The sequence below is a fragment of the Cohnella cellulosilytica genome (assembly GCF_042431195.1).
GTDB classification, from domain to species: domain Bacteria; phylum Bacillota; class Bacilli; order Paenibacillales; family Paenibacillaceae; genus Cohnella; species Cohnella cellulosilytica.
This window is the reverse complement of record NZ_JBHMDN010000021.1, coordinates 141,806-162,375: the sequence shown is the minus strand read 5'-3', so window position 1 is coordinate 162,375 and position 20,570 is coordinate 141,806. Positions and strand designations below refer to the sequence as shown.

The 20,570-nt window shown below is 57.5% G+C and carries 17 protein-coding genes and 1 pseudogene; 6 read left to right on the top strand and 12 right to left on the bottom strand.

What is annotated here, in order from left to right:
- Nucleotide 1: 1 nt before the first annotated feature.
- The 6 genes from ACFFT4_RS17290 to ACFFT4_RS17265 form a co-directional block, all read right to left on the bottom strand.
- Nucleotides 2-880, bottom strand: coding sequence for a carbohydrate ABC transporter permease (locus ACFFT4_RS17290; RefSeq protein WP_378049715.1), 879 nt, complete (start codon nt 878-880; stop codon nt 2-4).
- A 94-nt stretch (nt 881-974) separates the two neighbouring features.
- Nucleotides 975-2,333, bottom strand: a complete 1,359-nt coding sequence (locus ACFFT4_RS17285; RefSeq protein WP_378049713.1) for an ABC transporter substrate-binding protein — start codon at nt 2,331-2,333, stop codon at nt 975-977.
- 361 nt (nt 2,334-2,694) lie between these two features.
- The gene (locus ACFFT4_RS17280; RefSeq protein WP_378049711.1) at nt 2,695-3,651 is read right to left on the bottom strand and encodes an HNH endonuclease; all 957 of its coding nucleotides are present in this window, start codon (nt 3,649-3,651) and stop codon (nt 2,695-2,697) included.
- A gap of 55 nt (nt 3,652-3,706) precedes the next feature.
- Entirely contained in the window at nt 3,707-4,723 is a 1,017-nt protein-coding gene (locus tag ACFFT4_RS17275) for an SDR family oxidoreductase (protein WP_378049709.1), read from the bottom strand.
- A gap of 153 nt (nt 4,724-4,876) precedes the next feature.
- Nucleotides 4,877-5,263, bottom strand: coding sequence for a type II toxin-antitoxin system death-on-curing family toxin (locus ACFFT4_RS17270; RefSeq protein ID WP_378049708.1), 387 nt, complete (start codon nt 5,261-5,263; stop codon nt 4,877-4,879).
- Complete coding sequence (locus tag ACFFT4_RS17265; protein ID WP_378049706.1) at nt 5,263-5,385, bottom strand: hypothetical protein; 123 nt, start codon at nt 5,383-5,385, stop codon at nt 5,263-5,265. Before ACFFT4_RS17265 ends, ACFFT4_RS17270 begins: the two co-directional genes overlap by 1 nt.
- Before the next feature lie 276 nt (nt 5,386-5,661).
- Here ACFFT4_RS17265 and ACFFT4_RS17260 point away from each other — a divergent pair, with 276 nt between their 5' ends.
- Complete coding sequence (locus tag ACFFT4_RS17260) at nt 5,662-6,726, top strand: LLM class flavin-dependent oxidoreductase (protein ID WP_378049704.1); 1,065 nt, start codon at nt 5,662-5,664, stop codon at nt 6,724-6,726.
- 462 nt (nt 6,727-7,188) lie between these two features.
- Nucleotides 7,189-8,364 carry an IS256 family transposase gene (locus tag ACFFT4_RS17255; protein WP_378049702.1) on the top strand — a complete coding sequence of 392 codons (1,176 nt, stop codon included), beginning with the start codon at nt 7,189-7,191 and terminating at the stop codon, nt 8,362-8,364.
- Between the two features lie 386 nt (nt 8,365-8,750).
- On the opposite strand, the gene ACFFT4_RS17250 is transcribed toward ACFFT4_RS17255, so the two are convergent.
- Nucleotides 8,751-10,358, bottom strand: coding sequence for a response regulator (locus ACFFT4_RS17250; protein ID WP_378049700.1), 1,608 nt, complete (start codon nt 10,356-10,358; stop codon nt 8,751-8,753).
- Nucleotides 10,339-12,153 (bottom strand): cache domain-containing sensor histidine kinase, encoded by a 1,815-nt coding sequence (locus tag ACFFT4_RS17245; protein WP_378049698.1) that lies wholly within the window; start codon nt 12,151-12,153, stop codon nt 10,339-10,341. The genes ACFFT4_RS17250 and ACFFT4_RS17245 overlap by 20 nt, the downstream gene beginning before the upstream one ends.
- A 105-nt stretch (nt 12,154-12,258) precedes the next feature.
- Here ACFFT4_RS17245 and ACFFT4_RS17240 point away from each other — a divergent pair, with 105 nt between their 5' ends.
- From ACFFT4_RS17240 to ACFFT4_RS17230, 3 genes are all read left to right on the top strand, one after another.
- Complete coding sequence (locus ACFFT4_RS17240) at nt 12,259-13,137, top strand: carbohydrate ABC transporter permease (RefSeq protein WP_378049696.1); 879 nt, start codon at nt 12,259-12,261, stop codon at nt 13,135-13,137.
- Nucleotides 13,137-13,973, top strand: coding sequence for a carbohydrate ABC transporter permease (locus ACFFT4_RS17235; RefSeq protein ID WP_378049695.1), 837 nt, complete (start codon nt 13,137-13,139; stop codon nt 13,971-13,973). Before ACFFT4_RS17240 ends, ACFFT4_RS17235 begins: the two co-directional genes overlap by 1 nt.
- A 163-nt stretch (nt 13,974-14,136) precedes the next feature.
- A complete protein-coding gene (locus ACFFT4_RS17230; protein WP_378049693.1) occupies nt 14,137-15,450 on the top strand; it encodes an ABC transporter substrate-binding protein in 1,314 nt (437 codons plus the stop codon).
- Nucleotides 15,451-15,530: 80 nt separating this feature from the next.
- Here ACFFT4_RS17230 and ACFFT4_RS17225 read toward each other — a convergent pair.
- A pseudogene (locus tag ACFFT4_RS17225) lies at nt 15,531-15,626 on the bottom strand (PhnA domain-containing protein); the annotation flags it as partial.
- 68 nt (nt 15,627-15,694) lie between these two features.
- On the opposite strand from ACFFT4_RS17225, the gene ACFFT4_RS17220 reads away from it, so the two are divergent.
- Nucleotides 15,695-16,270 (top strand): DUF421 domain-containing protein, encoded by a 576-nt coding sequence (locus ACFFT4_RS17220; RefSeq protein ID WP_378049691.1) that lies wholly within the window; start codon nt 15,695-15,697, stop codon nt 16,268-16,270.
- 23 nt (nt 16,271-16,293) lie between these two features.
- Here ACFFT4_RS17220 and ACFFT4_RS17215 read toward each other — a convergent pair whose 3' ends face one another.
- The 3 genes from ACFFT4_RS17215 to ACFFT4_RS17205 all read right to left on the bottom strand — a co-directional run bounded on the left by ACFFT4_RS17215 (nt 16,294) and on the right by ACFFT4_RS17205 (nt 20,479).
- Nucleotides 16,294-17,826 carry a diguanylate cyclase domain-containing protein gene (locus ACFFT4_RS17215; protein WP_378049690.1) on the bottom strand — a complete coding sequence of 511 codons (1,533 nt, stop codon included), beginning with the start codon at nt 17,824-17,826 and terminating at the stop codon, nt 16,294-16,296.
- Between the two features lie 136 nt (nt 17,827-17,962).
- Nucleotides 17,963-19,333, bottom strand: a complete 1,371-nt coding sequence (gene gdhA, locus ACFFT4_RS17210) for an NADP-specific glutamate dehydrogenase (protein WP_378049688.1) — start codon at nt 19,331-19,333, stop codon at nt 17,963-17,965.
- A gap of 168 nt (nt 19,334-19,501) precedes the next feature.
- The gene (locus ACFFT4_RS17205) at nt 19,502-20,479 is read right to left on the bottom strand and encodes a diaminopimelate dehydrogenase (RefSeq protein ID WP_378049687.1); all 978 of its coding nucleotides are present in this window, start codon (nt 20,477-20,479) and stop codon (nt 19,502-19,504) included.
- Between the last annotated feature and the right edge of the window lie 91 nt (nt 20,480-20,570).

The window sequence follows — 20,570 nt, the reverse complement described above, 5'->3', positions numbered from 1 at the left end:
CCTATTCCGCCTCCAATCGTTTCTTCGTCCAGATCAGCAGCAGCGTAAGCGCCATGACGATCAGGAAGAAAATGACCAGCAGCGCGGAAGCCGACCCGAGCTTGAAGTATTGGAAGCCGAGCACGTAACCGTAGATGTTGAGCGTCTCCGATTTGAAGTTCGGCCCGCCCTGCGTCGTGGCATAGATGATGTCGAACGTCTTGAGCACGTCGATCAGGCGCAGCATCAGCGCGATGAGGATCGTCGGCTTCAGCAGCGGCAGGGTGATGTGCACGAACTTCTGCCAGGCGGAAGCTCCGTCCACGTCCGCCGATTCGTACGGATCGGTCGGCAGCGTCGACAGGCCCGCCATCAGAATAAGCGCGACCATCGGCGTCCACTGCCACACGTCGACGACGATCAGAGAAGGAATGACTTGCGTCATGGATGCGAGATATAGCTGCGGCTCGAGGCCGATCGATTTCAGAATCGTGTTCGCGGCGCCGATCGTCGGCTCGTAGATGAGCATCCAGACGAGACCCATCGCTACCGGAGTAGCGACCATCGGGAGCAAAAACAGCGTCTTCGCGATATTTTTCCCCTTGAAGGAACGGTTGAACAGTACGGCGATCGCCAGGCCCAGCACCATTTCGGCAACCAATGCGACGATAGTGAAATAAAACGTATTATACACGGAGTCCAGGAACCGTTCGTCCTTGAACATGGAAATATAGTTGTCGAGGCCCACGAAAGCGGGCGGCGTAACGGCGGACATGCTCCACTCGTAAAAGCTGATCCACAGCGTATAGGCGATCGGGAAAAGCATCATGACGAGCACGAAAACAAGCGCGGGCAGGATGTACATCCATTTCAAGTTGCGATTGATCCAATTATACCCCAATGCGTATCATCCTTTCCAAAAGCCTTTTCCGGACCGTCCGCCCTCGGCGGGCGGCCCGGAATCGGCGGGGCGGTACCTGCCGGTTCGTCGCGGATTACTTCTTGCTGTCTTTGTCGATGATGGCCTGCAGGTTGGCGTTGGCCTTGTCGGCCGCGCCCTGTACGTCCTTATCTCCGGTGATGACCTTCATGACGACTTCGCCTACGGCGTCGCGGGCTTCGCCGACGCTGACGACGACCGGACGGTCGTGGCCGACGCCGTTCTGCATCGATTCCTTGATGATCGGCACCAGCTCCTCCGGGAACGACTTCGTCGCTTCTGGATTGTCCCAGACGGACGTCCGGGCTCCCGGGTTGCCCTTCTGCTGCGCCTTCAGCACGTTTTCCTTGCTGGTTGCCCACTGGATGAGCTCCCAGGCCGCGTCCTTGTTCTTCGATCTTTCGTTGATCGACAGCGCCCAGGCCGTGACGTTAACCGGTCTGGAGCCGGCGGCTCCCGCCGGGAACAAGGCGAAGCCGACCTTGTCGCTGACCGTCGATTTCTCCGGATCGGTCGCGTTCGTGTACAGCGAGTCCGCATCGGTCAGGAACGCCACCTTGCCCTGCGCGAAAATGCCGAACGCTTGCGGCCAGGACATGTTCAGAACCCCCGGAGGCCCGGAATCCTTCAGCAAATTGCCGTAGGTCGTCATGGCCTTGACCGCTTCCGGCGTGTTGATGGACGCCTTGCCGTCCGTAATGAAGTCTCCCCCTTCGGAGAAGATGTAGGAAGCAAGCTGCGTGACGAGCGGAGAACGCTGACCGCGGGCCACGAAGCCGTACATTTCGGCGCCCGGGTCGTGCAGCTTCTTGGCCGCCTCGACCAGCTCCTCCATCGTTTTCGGCACCGGGATGTTCGCCTGCTCCAGCAAATCCTTCCGATAGTAGAGCACGCCCCGCTCCGTGATGATCGGGATGCCGGCCAGCTTGCCGTCGATCGTCGTCGTGTTGACCGCCGACGCGGAGATGTCCGCGAAGTCGTAATCGGCGTCCTTGTGCGCATAATCGTCAAGCGGCGCCACCCAGCCGTTCTTGAAGAACAGCTGGCCGTCCTGGAGCGGACGGTACATGAAGACGTCCGGCGTCTCCGAGCCTGCCGTGAATTGCACGGTCAGCTTCTGCGTCAGTTGGTCCTCGAAATAGTTTTCTACCTTCACCTTAATGCCCGTGGCCGCCTCGAATTCCGGCAGCAGCGGCGTAATCGCTTCCGACCAAGGATGGTTGGCCGTTACCAGCGTAATCGTCTGTCCCGCGAACGGCTTGTCGTTTCCGGTCGAAGCCGACGCGGATGCGGATGCGGGAGCTTGGCTCGCCGCGGGCGACGAAGCCTCCGGCGAAGAGTTGCCGCCGCACCCCGCCAGTATGCTAGCGGTTACAATAAGCGCGGTCCCGGCCCCGATATACTTCTTTTTCATAGGTGAACCCCCTAGAAGAGATGTGGTTTACAATTTCATGATAAAGGTCCGGCCCCCCGACAAGATATAACGGGGATTTAACATCGATAACGAAACCTTAGCGAGTTTTCGCAAGCCTCGGCATTCTCGAGAACCGACCGGCAGCCGCTGCGGGGGTCTCCTCCTTCATGCGCTCCCAAGTCATTTCTCTTAGCATGACCATTCCGTCGGTTCGCCGTTCCTTATGCTTCGGCCGGGCGCGTGATTGTACCCGATGGCCGGCCCCGGATTGCCTGTCGACAACGCTGGACGAGACGGCGACCGAGATAGCCGCCAACGCCAAAAAAGCGCCCGAAGGCGCTTGGATGGAGCAAAAAAATCGCTATACGGTCGGCTCGAGCCGGCGGCGGCCGGACATGGATTCGGTAAACTCGTCCAGATCGCGGTCGGCCTTCGACTGATTGCATTCGTTGCACGCGCAGACGCAGTTGACCGGGGTCGTATGCCCGCCCTTGGCCCGCGGCAGCAGATGATCGATGGTGTCTCCGTATTGGCCGCAAAAATGACAGGTATAGTTGTCGCGCGTCAGAATGAGACGGCGAAACTCCCGGTTGCTGTGAATGCGGCGAATTGTATGACGGTTAACGACGTACGCGGCATGCTCGCGAACGAGCGTCTTGGCGAACTCCGGCTCGATCTCTTGATAGTAGGGACGGCCGCTGTCGGTTTTGCCTCGCATGCGGACGAAGCCTTGGCGGGTCGCGCGAAGGGCGTCCGCGTCGTGCGGATCGAGCTTGGGCGCGCCTACGGCGATCTTCGGTGCTTCGGGCTTGGAGACGGGAGATTTCCTCGCCGCTTTCCGGGGGGCCGCCTGCGGGGCCGCCCGCTTCTCTCCTCCGGCCGGCTCTGCCGCCGGCGCCGCTGCCGGAAGAGCCGCCGCCGCGGAAACCTGCGGGGCGGACGGCTTGGCCGCCTTGCGCCTTCTCCTCCTGCGGCGACGCTTCGGCTTCGCCGCCGGCTCCTCCTCCGCCGGCACAACGACCGCTTCGCTTGTCTCGACGACCGCTTCGTGCTTCGGCGCCTTGCGTCTTCGCCCTCTGCGGCGGCGCTTCGGCTTCGAGGTCGCTTCCTCCTCCGCCGCCGCTGCGACCGCCTCGATGACCTCCTCGGCAGACTCGAGCTTGTTCGTCGACTGCCGGCAGGCTCTGCACGTTCCCCGCCGCCTTCTTCGTCCCGCACGGCCGCCGCTGCGGCTCGAGAACTCCGAGAGAGGCTTGAGCTTCCGGCACTGCACGCATATTTTCATAGCCGTCTCCGGCTGAACGGACTGCTTATCCATATCGTGTGTCATATCCCGAGTATATCATATTCGCGCAAGCGGCCGTTAGGGGACGCTAACCCCTGATCGCCTTGGCCGCATCGTCCAGCGCCCCGATGACCTTGTCGCACCAGGCGTCGAATTCCGGATCCTCCGTCTGCAGCTCCGGATGGGCGAGAATATGCGCGACGGTCCGTTTCAGCCCCTGATCCAGCCGTGTCGTCGCCACGAACTCCGGAACGAGGCGCTTCAGCTTCGAATTGTCGAAGACGACCGTGTTCGCCTTGTCTCCCAGCAAGCCCCCGCGATAGTCCTCGGTGCTGCACGCATCGAGGAACGACGAAGAGACATGGACCGCGTTCAGCTTGACGCCGAGCGCATCGGCGATAATCTCGTAAATCTGGTTCCAGGTGACGCTCTCGTCCGAGGTGATATGCACCGCTTCGCCGATCGCGTGGATATTGCCCATCAACCCGATAAACCCTTTGGCAAAGTCGGAGTTGTGGGTCATCGTCCACAGCGAGGTGCCGTCTCCGTGAATAATGACCGGTTTATTTTCCAGCATACGCTTGGCGACCTGCCACGTTCCTTTTCGGCCGTGCACGCCGAGCGGAATGGAGCGTTCGTCGTAGGTGTGGCTCGGTCGGACGATGGTAATCGGAAATCCGTTGTCCCGATACTGCTTGATCAGGTATTCCTCGCAGGCGATCTTGTTCCGGGAGTACTCCCAGCAAGGATTCGATAATGGCGTTCCCTCGGTAATCCGGTAGTCGGACAACGGGGTCTGGTAAGCCGACGCGGAGCTGATGAACATGAATTGCTTCGTCTTGTCCCGGAACAGCCGATAGTCTCTCTCCAATTGACTCGGCACGAACGCGATAAAGTCCGCCACAACATCGAACTGCATGTCCGCGATCAGACCGGCTACGCGTTCTTCGTCGTTGATGTCGGCCTGAATCGTTCTTACGCCCTCCGGCAGCCTCTCGCTCCGGTTGCCTCTGTTCAATACATACAGTTCGCAGCCTTGCTCGGCCAACTGCTTCGTGATTGCGGAGCTGATCGTTCCCGTCCCGCCGATAAACAGCGCTTTCATCGTCACTTTCGCCTCCATATCGCAATGCGGATTTAGAAACAAGCTTTTTTCTTCTCTACCTTAGCACGAGCGGACTCCCTTGACAATTTGGGCCTGCGATTGAACGCAGGTGGACTGGATCGGGAATAATAGAACAACTTGCTTCCGCGACGCTTATTTGAATTCCGAATTCAACTCGATCCAGGAAGCCAAGTCCTTTAATTGCATCCGCCCCGTTGCAATCTGCAAGACGGTCCCGAACAATTCGTCGTCCGTAGCAGTCAAAATGCAGCCATTTAAGCTCAAAAAAACGAGAGCCGTCATTGTTGCCGTTCTCTTGTTTCCGTCACTAAAGCAATGAGCAGTCGCCAAACCGTGCCAGTAAACGGCAGCTTTCATAAAAATACCGGGATACTGCTCCTCTCCAAAGTAAGCCGTATACGGCTTTTCGATGATGAGGTCCAAGTATCCCGGCTCCCGTATACCCTGTAAACCGCCATGCCGACTGAGCAGACTGTCGTGAAATTGGATGATCTGTTGTTTCGTCAATTTGACTATCATTAGTTTTTCGCCAACTTCTCGAACGTCTTCTCATACTGCTTCATAACCGCTTGGGCCGCCTCCATGGCAGCTTTGTCCGGGGCCGTCGCGGTCTGGGGCTGCTGTTCCTTGTTCACTGCCATCTGGTCGTCCCTCTCCTCATTCAGCCGAACCACCTCCTGTCCGCAGTATCTCCTTATAATAAGGTTATATGCCGCAGGTGAACCAGCTTGTAGTAAATCCATTTTACATCAATTCCCCTATCTTGCAAGTTAAGCCGGTATTCGGGCCGCCACCGTTCCATCCCGATCATCACCAAATATTGAACTAACGACTAAGTTTCTTCTTTGTAACTAACTATAATTGAGAAACTTTAAATTATATAGTATAATGGAATCCATAAAGGAGGCGAATCGGATATGGCCGATTTGGCAAAGAAGATGGAAATAGGGATCAGTACCTTCCTGGAGGCTTCGCCGCATTCGCCGGCGGGCAAGCCGGTAAGCCATGCGGAGCGTCTGAGGAACGCCGTGGAGGAAATCGTGCTGGCCGACCAGGTCGGACTGGACGTGTACGGCATCGGGGAGCATCATCGCGCCGATTACGCCGGGACCGCGCCGGCCGTCGTGCTCGCGGCAGCCGCGTCCAGAACCAAGCACATTCGGCTGACCAGCGCGGTAACGGTGCTGTCTTCGGACGATCCGGTGCGCGTATACGAGTCGTTCTCCACGCTGGACGGACTGTCCGACGGACGGGCGGAAATTATGGCGGGACGGGGTTCGTTTATCGAATCTTTCCCTCTATTCGGATATAGCTTGGACCATTACGACGAGTTGTTCGAGGAGAAGCTGGAGCTGCTGCTGAAAATCCGCGAGACCGAGAAGGTGACCTGGCGCGGCGGCCACCGTCCCGCGATCCAAAACCTCGGCGTGTACCCTCGCTCCGTGCAGGAGCCGCTGCCGGTGTGGATCGCCACGGGCGGCAATCCGGAGTCGGCCGTTCGCGCGGGCACCTTGGGCCTTCCCGTCGTGTTCGCCATCATCGGCGGAATGCCGGAGCGGTTCGCTCCGCTCGTCGAGCTCTATAAGAAAGCCGCCGTTCAAGCCGGACACGATCCGGCCAAGCTGCAGATCGCGACGCACTCGCACGGCTTTATCAGCGATACGAACGAGCAGGCGGCGGAGCAGTTTTACCCGCACGTGCAGGCGCAGATGAACACGATCGGCCGCGAGCGCGGATGGCCGCATTACGACCGCGCCGCTTTCGACGCGGCGAGCAGTCTGCGGGGCGCTCTCTACGTCGGCGATGCCGAATACGTGGCGGAGAAAATCGTCCTGCTGCGCAAAAACCTGGGCCTCACCCGCTTCTTCCTGCATGTCGATTTCGGCGCATTGCCGCACCGCGATCTTCTGCGCGCCATCGAGCTGCTCGGCACGCGGGTCGCTCCGATCGTCCACAAGGAAATCGCGCGGATGGAAGGGTAAGCTTAAAGCAATAAGAGGAAACAGCCGTCGGTCGGCATCTGCCTGCCGCATGGCTGTTTCCTCTCGCGTTAACGGCCTGTCGGACCGCTAATCCCGCCGCACCTTCCATTTCGCACACATTAGCGGTCTCGCAGACCACTAATCCTGCCGCACCTTCCATTTCGTACACATTAGCGGTCTCACAGACCCTTAATCCGCCGCATCATCCATTTCACACACATTAGCGGCCCCGCAGACCGCTAATCCCGCCGCACCTTACATTTCGCACACATTAACGACCTCGCAGACCACTAATCCCGCCGCATCATCCATTTCGCACACATTAGCGGTCTCGCAGACCACTAATCCCACCGAATCAGATGGCGTAAAATAAGTTGTGTAAGAACGGGTCTAGTCTATCGGACAACAAAAAAGTAGGGTAATCTTGGGATTGTCGAAGTCACCAAGGAGGAACCCTACTCAATGACAACTATACAACAAAACCCGTTCGCGGAGCTACTTGAAAATACCATGCAAAGCTTTCTGAAAGAAAAAATCGAAACGTTGCTGAAGGAGGAGATCAAAAACTATCTGCAGGTGGAACAAGCGGATGAGTCCAACAGTCGTAACGGGTACTATGCGAGAAGCTGGGAAACTCGTCACGGCGTGATCCCCGATTTGCAAGTGCCAAGAGACCGGCAAAGTCAGTTTCAAACGGAACTGTTCGCGCCGTATCAGCGACGGGAAGCCTGGTTGGAAGACACCGTCATCCACATGTACAAGGGTGGCATGAGCACAAGGGACATCGGCGCGTTCATCGAAAAAATGTTCGGTGCCAAGTACTCGCCAACGACCGTCAGCAACATCACCGGCACCGTGCTGGAAGATGTGGCCGCGTGGCAAAGCCGCCCGTTGCCGAAACGCTATTCGGTTCTGTATCTGGACGGCCTTTACGTCAAGCTCAAGCGAGACACGGTTGCAAGCGAAGTCATCTACCTTGCCATGGGTGTAGACGAGGCCGGCCATCGCGAAATCCTCAGCTTCAGCGTAGGCGGCAAGGAGAGCGCCAACGGCTGGCGGGACGTGCTGCGGGACATCTACAATCGCGGGACGAAAGAAGTGCTGTTGGGCGTCTTCGACGGCCTGACGGGACTAGAGGAAGCCTTTAAAGAAACGTATCCGCAAGCCGGCGTCCAGCGCTGCGTCACGCATAAAATGCGCAACACGATGCCCCGCATTCGCGACAAGGATAAACGGGCATTTGTGGCCAGCATGAAGACGGTCTATCACGTAGAAAGTCGCGAAGCGGCATTGGCTAACTTCAAAACGGTACAGACCACGTGGGGGAAAATCTACCCGAAGGAGATCGCCTCGTGGGAAGAAGAATTACCTGTCCTGCTGCGGTTTCTAGATTATCCGAAGATGATCCATTACGCCATCTACACGTCCAATCCGATTGAGCGAACCAATAAGGAAATTCGCAAGCGTTTGAAACCGATGAACAGTTTGACGAACATGGACGCGGCGGAAAAGATCGTGTATCTGGAAGCGATCGCGTACAACGAACGCTGGAATGACCGTGCGCTGCGCGGCTTTGCAGATCCCGATGTCCAGCGCGCGCTCAAGGAGCTGTTTGAAGAAAAATATCCACAGGACTAAAGAGCTGCCAGACGGAAGACGCAGTGCCATTCAAACACGCGACAATTGGATATGAATGGGAAAACTTTTCAGGGGGGATCCCCCCTGAACCTTGAAAGCCAATCCTATCCATTGTTCCAATGGATATACCCTACACCAATACCTAAATTCTTTTTTACACAAACCTCTTGACGCTACCCCGAATCATCCATTTCGCACACATTAACGGCCCCGCGGACCGTTAATCCCGCCGCACCTTCGTTTTCGCACACATTAACGGCCCCGCAGACCGCTAATCCCGCCGCACCTTCGTTTTCGCACACATTAACGGCCCCGCGGACCGTTAACCGCGCTAGCACCTCCGCCTGCATGCCGGACTGGCCCGCTCGCCAGACCAACCCTGCGGCTCACCTCTCCCGCTTACGGTACTCGTTCGGGGACAGCCCCTCCAGCTTTTTGAACACTTTGCTGAAATATTTCTCGTCCTTGTACCCGACCAGCTCGGCGACTTGCGCGATGCGGTATTGCGGATTCATGAGCAGCAGCTTGGCCTGCTCCATGCGCACGCGTTCGATGTAGTCCGACAGGTTCTCGCGGAACTGCTGCTTGAACTTGCGCGAGATGTACTCCCGGCTGAGGAAGAAGCGCTCGGCCAGGTCCTGAAGCGTCACCTCCTCGGCGTAATGGGAATCGATATATTTGACGATTTCGAAGATGACGTGCTCGTCCTGCCGCTGATGCTCCATCCATTGGCGGGACAGCCGCAGCAAATCCCGCTCGAGTCTTTCCGCCAGCTTGGGCAGCTCCAGACACCCATGCAGGTCCACAGGGACGGAGGCGAACGCGGATTCCGCGGACGCGCTCGGCACCGCGGGGAGGTCCCCGAACAGCTCCTTCAGCCAGCGGGCGCGGATAACGCTGTATTCATGATTCCACAGCTCCAGCTGCTCCGTGTTGATGTAGCTCATCCGCTCGACCTGGTTCATCCACAAGCGCACGATGTCCTTAATCGGCTGCTCCTGCCCGCTGCGCAAAGCCGTTCTCATCCGATCCTCGAATTCGGACAGGTGGATCGCCGACAGGCGCGGATTTTCTTCCGGATCAAAGCAGCGGATGGGCGGTCTGGCCGCGCGCATATTGCGCTGCCGCAGCACGATGTTGGCTTCGTGATACGATTGGCGAATGCCGCCGGGCAGCGGCCGCTCGCCGCCGAGACAGAATTCCAGCGTACTGCCGAACGTCCGCCGGATGCCGTCGTTCACCGTGTCCAGCAGCGCGGGGGCGCTGCCGGTCTGCTTCCACAGCAGAATAACGATCGCCCCGTGCTCGTGCCGGAAAGCGACGCCGTGCCGGTGCTTGCGGACAATCTCGTTGCAGATGTTCAGCAGCGAGAAATAGAGCAGGTCCTCGCTCCCGGCGAACTTGCTGCGGATCGCCGGATCGATCGTATCCGTCGCCAGCACCGCCGCGCGGCAGAGCCGCTCGTCCTCCGACAGCCCGAATTCGGTGCGCAGCGTATCGGCGATCGCCGAATAATAAGACGGGTCCTCCACGAGATTCGTCAATATTTTGTCCCAGTACACCGGACGCAGCTGATTGATCTCGATCGCCTTGCGCTGCTCCTGCTTCGTGCCTTCGTCCTCCTGCTTGCGGCTCTCGACCGCCTTGGCGACCGCCTGGTTCAGCTGCTCGGGATCGATCGGCTTGAGAATATAGTCCATCCCCCCGTACAGTACCGTCTTGCGCACAAAGTCGAAGTCGTCATGGCCGCTGATCACGATCACCTTGGTTAACGGCGCATGCTCCCGAATCCAGGCAAGCAGATCGGTGCCCGGCTTCTCCGGCATAATCATGTCCGTGAACACGACTTGCGGCTGCTCCTGCCCGATCCGCTCGATCGCGGAAGCCACGTCCTGCGCCTCCAGCACCTCTTCCACGCCATGGGCGTTCCAATCGACCAGCAGCCGAATGGCTTCCCGGACATGACGTTCGTCGTCAACGATCAGCGCTCTCATTGTTTCCCTCCTCTCCCTCGATCGGAATCCGCAGCACGACGCTGAAGCCGCCCGGCTTGGCGGAGCTGACCTCCAGCCTGGCCGACTCGTGATAATACAGCCTCAAGCGCGACAGGATATTCGGCAGGCCGATGCCCGAATCGCCCGCCCCCCATGCGCCCTTCGGGTGAAAGAGCCTCTCCTGCAGCGCCTTCAGCCCGGCGGCGTCCATGCCTTTGCCGTTGTCTCTGACCTCCAGCCTCATCCATCGGCCGTCGGGGGTCGTCGTTCCGAAGATCGAAATTTCCGAATCGCGCGCGCCGGCATCGAATCCGTGCTTGAAATAATTTTCGACGAACGGCTGGACGATCATCTTCGGAATCGGGCGGCTCAGCAGCGGTTCCTCCACGTTGACCGTATACCGGATCTGCTCGCCGAAGCGTTGACGCTGAAGCGACACATACGCTTTGACATAGTCCAGCTCCCGCTCCAACGAAACGATCGGCTCGCCCGTGTTCATGCTGTAACGCATCATTTTGCCCAGGGAGAAGATCAGATTGTAAATTTCCGGCTGCCGCTTCTGCAGCGACAGCGTCCCGATCGACTGCAGCGCATTGTTGATAAAATGCGGATTCGTCTGCACCTGCAGCACGTTCAGCTCGTTCGTCTTGCGAGCCAGCTCAAGCTCGTATTCGCGAATAATCATCTGATTAATCGTGTCCATCGCCAGCTGGAACCTGCGGGCCAGAATGCCGAATTCGTCCTTGCGGTTCACGTCGATCGTCACCTGCAGGTTGCCGCTCTGAATCTGGTTCATGTTGCGAATCAGCTTCTTGATCGGCGCGGTCAGCCGGAACGTGATCAGCACGGTCGCCAGCATCGTCAGCACCAGGAACAGCGCGGCGATCCCGCTGTTGATCAGCGCGACCTCGCGGGCGGTCCGGTGCAGCGTTTCGTTCGGAATCCGCTTCGCCAACGTCCAGTTCAGGAAAGGCGTTGCCATTTTATCGTATACAATTTCCCCCGAGAAGCCATCCTGATTCAGAGAGAAGTTGCCGCTGGACTCGGACGCTCCCGCCACCCGATCGACCCAGTCGGCCCGAAGCGGCTCGCCTCCGCGGCGGTCCAGCGAGCTGTAGATCGTCCGTCCGTTCTCGTCTATAATGTACAGCTCCTCCCGCCCGGCGGTGTACAGCTGCTCGGCAATGGCGCGAATGCCGTCCAGCCGAATGTCGATCGACAGCGTGCCGAGCTCCTTCTTCGCCGCCAAGTAGTACAACGAGCCGTGAATGGTGAGCACTTGGTCGGCGTTGGTCGTCGGAATGTCCGCCCGTCCAAACTTGTCCACCGGATGAGGCGGCTGGACGTAGGCGTTGCCGCGGGCCAGGCCGGAAGGGATGTAGCGGTCCCCTTCCCCCTTAAAGCTCCGTTTCGACCGGTTGCTGATAATGACGTAGTGCAGGTCGCTCTCGCGAAGATACAGATGCGCCTGCTCGAAATCCTTGGCCGTGTAGCTGAGCAGCATCAGGCCGCGATAGATTTCCTGGTCGTCCTTGTAGTCCTTGATCCCGTCCTCCAAAATCGTGAACAGCCTGCTGTCGTTATAGAAAATAAACATCGACTCCTGCGCCGCGTTCATGTAATTGAGCAGATTGGTCTTGCCCTGGAACAGCAAGTCGGCGTTGCTCCTCAGCGTCTCTCTCGTCACCTTGGACGTCGTCAGGCTGTACGTAATCAGAATCGAGGCCAGAATCGGAATCAGCGTCGCGGCCAGCAGGAACAGCATCATCTTCGTTCGGATACTGGTAAAGATCAATAATTTCCACCTCTTTGATCATCAGAGTCAGTGGGAGCCCCGGATTCAAAGCCCTATACTTGGGATATTATTGCGAAGAACTATGCGTTCAGGGGGGAAACCGCCATGGAAAACGCCCGTCGAAGATGGATGCACCAACTGCTGTTCATCGGACCGGCCGTCCTATTCTTTACACTGATCCTCGTCATCCCGTTTATCATGAGTCTCTATTATTCCTTCACCGAATGGAACGGGGTTAGTACAACAGTAACATGGATCGGGATCGAAAATTACAAAAAAATTATGTTCAACGACCCCGATTACTACAAGTCGTTCCTGTTCACGTTCCGGTACGCCATCGTCAGCGTCGTGCTGACCAACGTCGTCGGCTTCCTGCTGGCGCTGCTGCTCACGCAAGCGCTGAAGCTGCGCAACATTTTGCGGACGATCTTCTTTATGCCGAACGTTATCGGGGGGCTGCTGCTCGGGTTTATCTGGAGCTTTATTTTCGTAAAAGGGTTCGCCTCCGTCGGCGAGCTGACCGGCCTGGCGTTCTTTAATCTTCCTTGGCTCGGAGACGCGCCGACCGCGTTCTGGGGGCTCATCATCGTTACAGTGTGGAAAGGCGCCGGCTATGTGATGGTCATCTACATCGCCGGACTGACCAACGTTCCCAAGGATTTGATCGAGGCGGCCAGAATCGACGGCGCGACCCGGCTGCAGATGCTCTACAAGATCACCCTGCCGCTCATTATGCCGTCCATTACCGTCTGCCTGTTCCTGACGCTGTCGTGGGGCTTTAAGGTGTTCGACCTGATTATGTCGCTGACGAAGGGCGGACCGTTCAACTCCACGGAATCCGTGTCGCTGAACATCTATCAGGAAGCGTTCCGCAACAACGCACTTGGCCTCGGCAGCGCCAAGGCGGTTATCTTCTTCCTTATCGTCGCCTTGATCACGATCATCCAGGTTACCGTGACGAAGAAACGGGAGGTGGAATCCTGATGGAAGAGACGAAACGCTACAGCTCCCGGCTGTTCTCGCTCGAAGTGCTGGGCATCTTGCTGGCGATCGTGTTTCTGGTCCCGTTTTACTTCGTGCTGACGAACTCGTTTAAGCCGTTTGCCGACATTCTCGTGGACACCACAAGCCTGCCGAAGAGCCTCAACTTCCACAACTACGAGCAAGTGTGGAAAATCATGAACTTCCCGAAGGTGTTCCTGAACTCGCTGATCATCACCGTGGCCAGCAACGTCGGCCTGGTCGTCATCAGCGCGATGGCCGCATATCGAATGGTACGCCACAACAATCGGGTCAATCAGATTTTGTTCCTGCTGTTCGTCTCGGCGATGATCATCCCGTTCGAATCGATCATGATTCCCCTCGTGAAGCTGGCCGGCTCGATCGGCTTCCTGAACGAGATCTGGGGCGTCGTCATCTGTTACTTCGGCTTTGGCGTATCGCTCAACCTGTTCCTCTACCACGGCTTCGTCAAGTCGATTCCCGTGGAGATCGAAGAGGCCGCCATCGTCGACGGCTGCTCCGTGTTCGGCCTGTTCTGGCGCATTATTTTCCCGCTGCTCAAGCCGATCACCGTCACCATCATCCTGCTGAACAGCCTGTGGATCTGGAACGACTTCCTGCTCCCCCTGCTCATTATCAGCGGACCGGAGACGCGGACGATTCCGCTTGCCACCTACTCGTTCTTCGGCCAATATACGAAGCAGTGGGACCTGGCCTTGGCCGCGTTGACGCTTGGCGTGCTGCCGATCATCGCCTTCTTCCTGGGCATGCAGAAGCACATTATCGAGGGAATCACCGCCGGGTCGGTGAAAGGGTAACTCTGGAGACTGCGCCGAAATAAAGGACCGTTAATTTTTCGTCGCCGCTCCTATGACAATAAGTTCCCCCTAATCGTTCAATTTTCTCGGTGTTTCACTTCATGTTAGTACAATAAAATTAAAATAGTTACAGAGGATACATTATAAGGGAGGATCACAAGAAATGAAAAAAAGCTCCATGGTGCTTATGTCCGCCGCTCTCGCTCTTACGGCCGTTCTGTCCGGATGCGGCAGCTCCAACAACGGCAACAATGCCGCGAACTCTCCGGGGGCATCCTCTCCGGCCGGCGAATCGCCCAAGAAGAACGTCACGATCAAAATGTTCCAGTTCAAGGTGGAAATCGCCGAGCAGCTGCAGAACCTCGTTAACGAATACGAAAAGGAAACCGGCGTGAAGGTGCAGATCGAGACCGTCGGAGGCGGAGCCGACTACGGCGCCGCGCTGAAAGCGAAGTTCAACTCCGGCGACAAGCCCGACATTTTCAACAACGGCGGCTTCTCCGATCTGGACCTGTGGCTGGAAAACCTCGAGGACCTGTCCGATCAGCCTTGGGTGAAGGATCTGGTGAAGGGCACCGACGAGCCGATGACCCACGACGGCAAGCTGTACGGCATGCCGATCGGCGTGGAAGGCTACGGCTTCATCTACAACAAGGACCTGTTCGAGCAAGCCGGCATCACGGAACTGCCGAAGACGCTGTCCCAGCTCGAGGACGCGGCCAAGCAGCTGCAGGACAAAGGCATTACGCCGTTTATTAACGGCTACGGGGAATGGTGGGTGCTCGGCAACCACTTCGTCAACCTGCCGTTCGCTTATCAGCCCGATCCGAACGCCTTTATCGCCGGCCTGAACGACGGCAGCCAGAAAATCCCGGGCAACGAAGTGTTCGAGAACTGGACGAAGCTGTTCGACCTGACGGTGAAATACGGCGGCAAAAACCCGCTGCAGACCGACTACAACACGCAGGTAACCGAATTCGCAACCGGCAAAGCGGCCATGACGCAGCAGGGCAACTGGACGCAGGTGCAAATTTCGAAGACGAATCCGGACATCAACATCGGCTTCCTGCCGATGCCGATCACGGAAGACGCCGCGGCGAACGACAAGCTGTTCGTCGGCGTTCCGAACAACTGGGTCGTCAACAAAAACTCCGCGGTGAAGGAAGAAGCGAAAGCGTTCCTGAACTGGATGGTCACCTCGGAGACGGGCAAGAACTACATTACCAAAGAGTTCAAGTTCATCCCGGCGCTTACGACGATCTCCGCGACGGAAGAGGATCTCGGCGCGCTGGCCAGCGATATTATGAAGTACAACCAAGAAGGCAAAGTGCTTTCCAGGAACTGGTTCAAGTTCCCGCAAGGCGAAGCGTCCAGCAAAAAGTTCGGCGACGACATGCAGGGCTACGTAGGCGGCCAGTTGACCAAGGAAAAAATGCTCGAAGCGTTCCAGAGCACGTGGGACAACTTGAAGAAATAAGCGAAACCCGGTAACGGGCAAGGGCCATTCCCTAACGTCGGATTAACGGCGACGGGGAATGGCCCTTCTGGCGCTATCGACTATGCTTTCTTCACGAATTCCGACTTCAGCTTCATCGCTCCGAAGCCGTCGATTTTGCAGTCGATGTCGTGGTCTCCTTCGACCAGGCGGATATTCGCGCATAAGCGGACTTCGCGCTTCCCATGCTAAGGAGACGAAAACGCGGAATATGGGAGGGAAACGCATGGACTGGCAATGGACCTGGCATTCGGCGCTGCTCGTCTTGGTCGGCATGGTGCTGCTGCGCATCGCGGGCCGCAAGTCGATCTCGCAAATGAGCGTGGCTACGACCGTCATCATGATTTCGATCGGCACGACGATCGTGCAGCCGATCGCCAATCATCATCTGTCGATCGCCATCGGATCGGCGAGCGTGTTTATTCTTACTTTGCTGCTGATCGAATACTTGGAGATGAAGTTCCAATGGATCGAACGGCTGCTCAACGGACACGCCAAAATCATCATCGACAACGGCCGATACGTGCAGTCGGAGCTGCGCAAAATGCGGCTGACCGTCGATAAGCTGGAGATGCAATTGCGGCAGCAGGGCGTACAAGACGTGCGGGACGTCCAGACGGCGACGATCGAAGCCAACGGTCAGCTTGCCGTGGAATTAAAGCCGCAGGCGCGTCCGGTCACCGTGCGCGATCTGGAGGCGCTGCTCGCCAAGCATCTTCCGCCCTCGCCGCCGCAGGACCCGCTCTTCCAGGAAGTTCGCGACAGCGGGCATGCGGCCCCGATCGCCCCCAAGCTTCAGTAGCGCTTGCTTTCGATTTCTGATCGTTAGCGTCCCGCGGACTCCGTCTTCCTCGCTCTCTTGACCCGATACATCGCCTTGTCGGCGCTCATCAGCAGCGCGTCAGCATCGCGCCCGTCATCGGGATAGAAGCCGGCGCCTATACTCATGTATATCGGGAGATGGTGCTCACGGTAGATCAGCTTCTCTTCGCGTATTCTCTCCTCCAGACGGGCGATCGTCTCTTCGACGAAGGCAGGAGAAGGCGCATGGCGAATGAACAGGACGAACTCGTCTCCTCCGAGCCTGGCCGCCATGCCGATCGGCTCCGCCGTCTCGCCGATCATCCGGGCGACATGCCTCAGCACCTCGTCTCCGGCCTCGTGCCCGTGCTTGTCGTTCGTCTCCTTGAAACGATCCAGATCGATCAGCACGACCGCCGGACGCAGCTTGTCCTTTTCCGCGCTGCGGATCGCCTCCTCCAGCTTCTCGTAGAAGTATCTGCGATTAGGCAAGCGGGTCAGCGGATCGTGGAAAGCCAGGAAGCGGATTTGCTCCTGCCCTTCCTTCTGCTCCGTAATATCCCTGACGATCAGGATGAGGTGAGGCGCATTGTCCACGGACACGTAATCCCCGTCGATCAGTACGTGAAGGAGTCTTTCCCCGTTGTGGAACGACGTTTCGTAGGCTCTGATCGTTCTTTGGTGTTTAATGAGCTGTCTGAATTCCCGGCCGACAAGCCGGAATAACGAATGCCGGCTCGTGTCGACGCGTTCGATCAGCTTCCTGGCGCTCGGGTTGGCCTCCTTGATTTTCCCCGACTGCTCGACGAGCAGAATCGCCGCCGGATTCAGATTGAACAATTTCTCGTAACGCTTGGACGCATAGTCCAGAAATTCGTATCGGATCATGGCCAGCCGAAGCGTGAAGCACCAGATTACGCCGCCGTAGAGATAGGAGTAAGGAGGCAGCCCTTCGAATTGAAAATAACCGAACGCCACGTGCCAGCACGTGCAGATCAGCACGCCGACGACGAGCAGACGGTAAATCGCCCGGTGCTCCGCCGAGACCGCTCTTGCGCTTCCTTTATTAAGGAAGACCAAATACAGCGTGCTTATGAGAATGCTGACCGTTAGCGCGGCATAATAGGGGGTATCGTAGACGGGGTATTTCCAAGCCCCGATGGAGATAAATTCGCTCGAGGAAATAATCTCGCGCCTGCTGAGCACGTTAACGACGATGACGACAAGCGGGAGATAGAAAATAGCGGGATAGAGATAGCGGGGCATATGCTTGTCCAGGCCGGAAAATTTCGTCAAGAAATGAAGACCCAGACCGGGCATCGCGATTCCGACGTTCGAGAACCATAGCGCGACAAGCGCCGGACTGTCGGAGAGCGGGAGCTGATGCCGGACGTACTCTTCCGCGAACAGCAAAATATAGACGATCGAGGTGAGTCCGATCAGCCTGTGCTCGACTTTGCCGGGATTTCGGACGATCACGTCCGTCCCCATGTAGGCAAAAAAAAGAATCGGGAGCAAGTAAGCGAACACATACGTCCATACTTCCGATGGATTCAAGCCAATCACGTCTCTTCCGATCATCGGATTGGAATGCTTTGCTTATTTTATCATAAAAAAAGATAAAGCGGCGCTGGGAAATCCCTCCGCCGCTTTATCGATAAATGTGAAATGAGTTCGTGTGGCCGGACGCGTCTTATACGAGGCCTTGCGCGATCATCGCGTCGGCGACCCGTACGAAGCCGGCGATGTTGGCGCCGACGACCAGGTTGCCCGGATGGCCGTACTTCTCGGCAGCCGCTACGCTGTTATGATAAATATTGCGCATGATGTCATGAAGCTTGCTGTCGACTTCCTCGAACGACCAGGACAAGCGCATGCTGTTCTGGGACATCTCCAGCGAGGATACCGCAACGCCGCCGGCGTTGGCCGCTTTGGCCGGTCCGAACAGAACGCCGTTGTTCAGGAACACTTCGATCGCGTCCAGCGTGGAAGGCATGTTCGCGCCTTCGCCGACCGCCTTGACGCCGTTCTCCACGAGCAGCTTCGCCGCTTGCTCGTCGATCTCGTTCTGCGTTGCGCAGGGCAGAGCGATATCGCAAGGAATCGTCCAGATGCCTTCGCAGCCCGGCGTATACTTCGCGTGAGGATGCGTGAGCACGTAATCGCTGATCCGCTTGCGCTCGACTTCCTTCAACTGCTTCACCAGATCCAGATCGATGCCGTTCGGATCGTAGATGTAGCCGTTGGAGTCGCTGCACGCTACAATTTTCGCGCCGAACTGCTGCGCTTTCTCGATCGCATAGATCGAAACGTTGCCCGAGCCGGAGACGACAACCGTGCTTCCTTCGAAGCTGAGGCCCTTCGCCTGCAGCATCTCGTTCACGAAGTAGACGCAGCCGTAACCCGTCGCTTCCTTGCGCGCCAGGCTGCCGCCGTAGCCCAGCCCTTTGCCCGTCAGCACGCCCGCTTCGTGGCCGCTTCTGATCCGCTTGTATTGCCCGAACATGTAGCCGATCTCGCGCGCGCCAACGCCGATGTCGCCGGCGGGAACGTCAACGTCCGGACCGATGTAGCGGTACAATTCGGTCATGAAGCTTTGCGTGAAGCGCATAACCTCCTGGTCCGATTTGCCCTTCGGATCGAAGTCGGAGCCGCCCTTGCCGCCGCCGATCGGCTGGCCGGTCAAGGAATTTTTGAAGATTTGCTCGAAGCCGAGGAACTTGATGATGCTCGCGTTAACGGACGGGTGAAAGCGAAGGCCGCCCTTGTATGGCCCGAGAGCGCTGTTGAATTGTACCCGGAAGCCGCGGTTGACTTGCGGAACGCCTTTGTCGTCCAGCCAAGGCACCCGGAAGTAGACGACACGCTCAGGCTCGGTGATGCGTTCCAAAATGCGGTGCTCGATGTAATCCGGATTCACTTCGAAAACCGGAACGAGGGAATCGAGGATTTCTTTGACCGCTTGGAAGAATTCTTTCTCTCCCTGGTTGCGGTTAATGACCGTCTCGTAAACCGAATGCACATAATCTTTCGCAGCTTGCTGCCTATCCAGAACCGTGGTCAATAGTATACGCTCCTTTAAGCTAAACGGCGGCTTCTTGCGCGCCGTTTGCAGTTTTTGAATTAAAGTTTATACTCATGCGCATCTTTAGTTACAAATTCTAATAAAATGCGCATTGTAATTCCAATAAAAGATTTTTTGTGATCCGATTAAATCCGGCGATGATCCCGCCTACAGCAGCTCGCGGCGCAGCTCCTCGCCCGATTTCGGAGACAGGTACGCGAACGGAATGTCCAGCACCGTTCTCGCTCCGGTCTGATTTTCCCGGCTTAACCGGACCGCCGCTCTCGCGTAAGCGACCAGAACGCTCGCGGTAAACTCCGGATTGCTCTCCAGCTTAAGGCCAAACTCGATAATCTGCTTGGTGCCCTCGCCGGTCACGCCGCTGCGGATCACGAAGCCGCCGTGAGGCATGCCCTGGTGCTCGGCGCGCAGCTGTTCCTCGGTAATGAAAGTCACCGTCGTATCGTAATCGGAGAAGTAGTTCGGCATCGTGACGATGGCCTCCCGGATCGCCTCTTGGTCGGCGTTCTCTTCCGCTACGACGAAGCATTGGCGAAGATGCTTCTCGCGGGTCGTCAGATCCGGCGTCTCGCCGGCGCGAATCCGCTCGATCGCCGCCGGTACGGGCACCGTATACTGTACGCCGGCTTTGACGCCCGGCACGCGGCGAATCGCGTCGGAGTGCCCTTGGCTGACGCCCTTGCCCCAGAACGTATAGCCCGTGCCTTGAGGCAGAATCGACTCGCCCAGCAGCCGGTTCAGCGAGAACAGGCCCGGGTCCCATCCCGTCGAGATGACGCTCAGACGGCCGCCCTGCTTCGCGGCCGCGTCGACCTCCTCGTAAAATTCCGGAATTTTCGCATGGGTGTCGAAGCTGTCCACCGTGTTGAACTGACGGGCGAAGACCGGAGTTTGCTCCGGCAGATCCGTCGCGGACCCTCCGCACAGAATCATGACGTCGATAACTCCTTTATATTTCTCCGCCGCCGAAACGTGCTCGAACTTTACGCCGCCCGAAGCGATCTGCTCCGGCTGGCGGCGGGTAAAGACCGCGACCAGCTCCATGTCCGGATTTTGCGCAAGCGCCTTCTCTACCCCCTTGCCCAGATTGCCATAACCGACGATTCCTATTTTGATCTTGCCCATGTATTTCCTCCTGAAGCTTTTCGCTAATTTGTAGAAAATCAACAAAATTTCTGCTTTGATATTTTAGTATTTTAAGATCTTCAACCCTTTA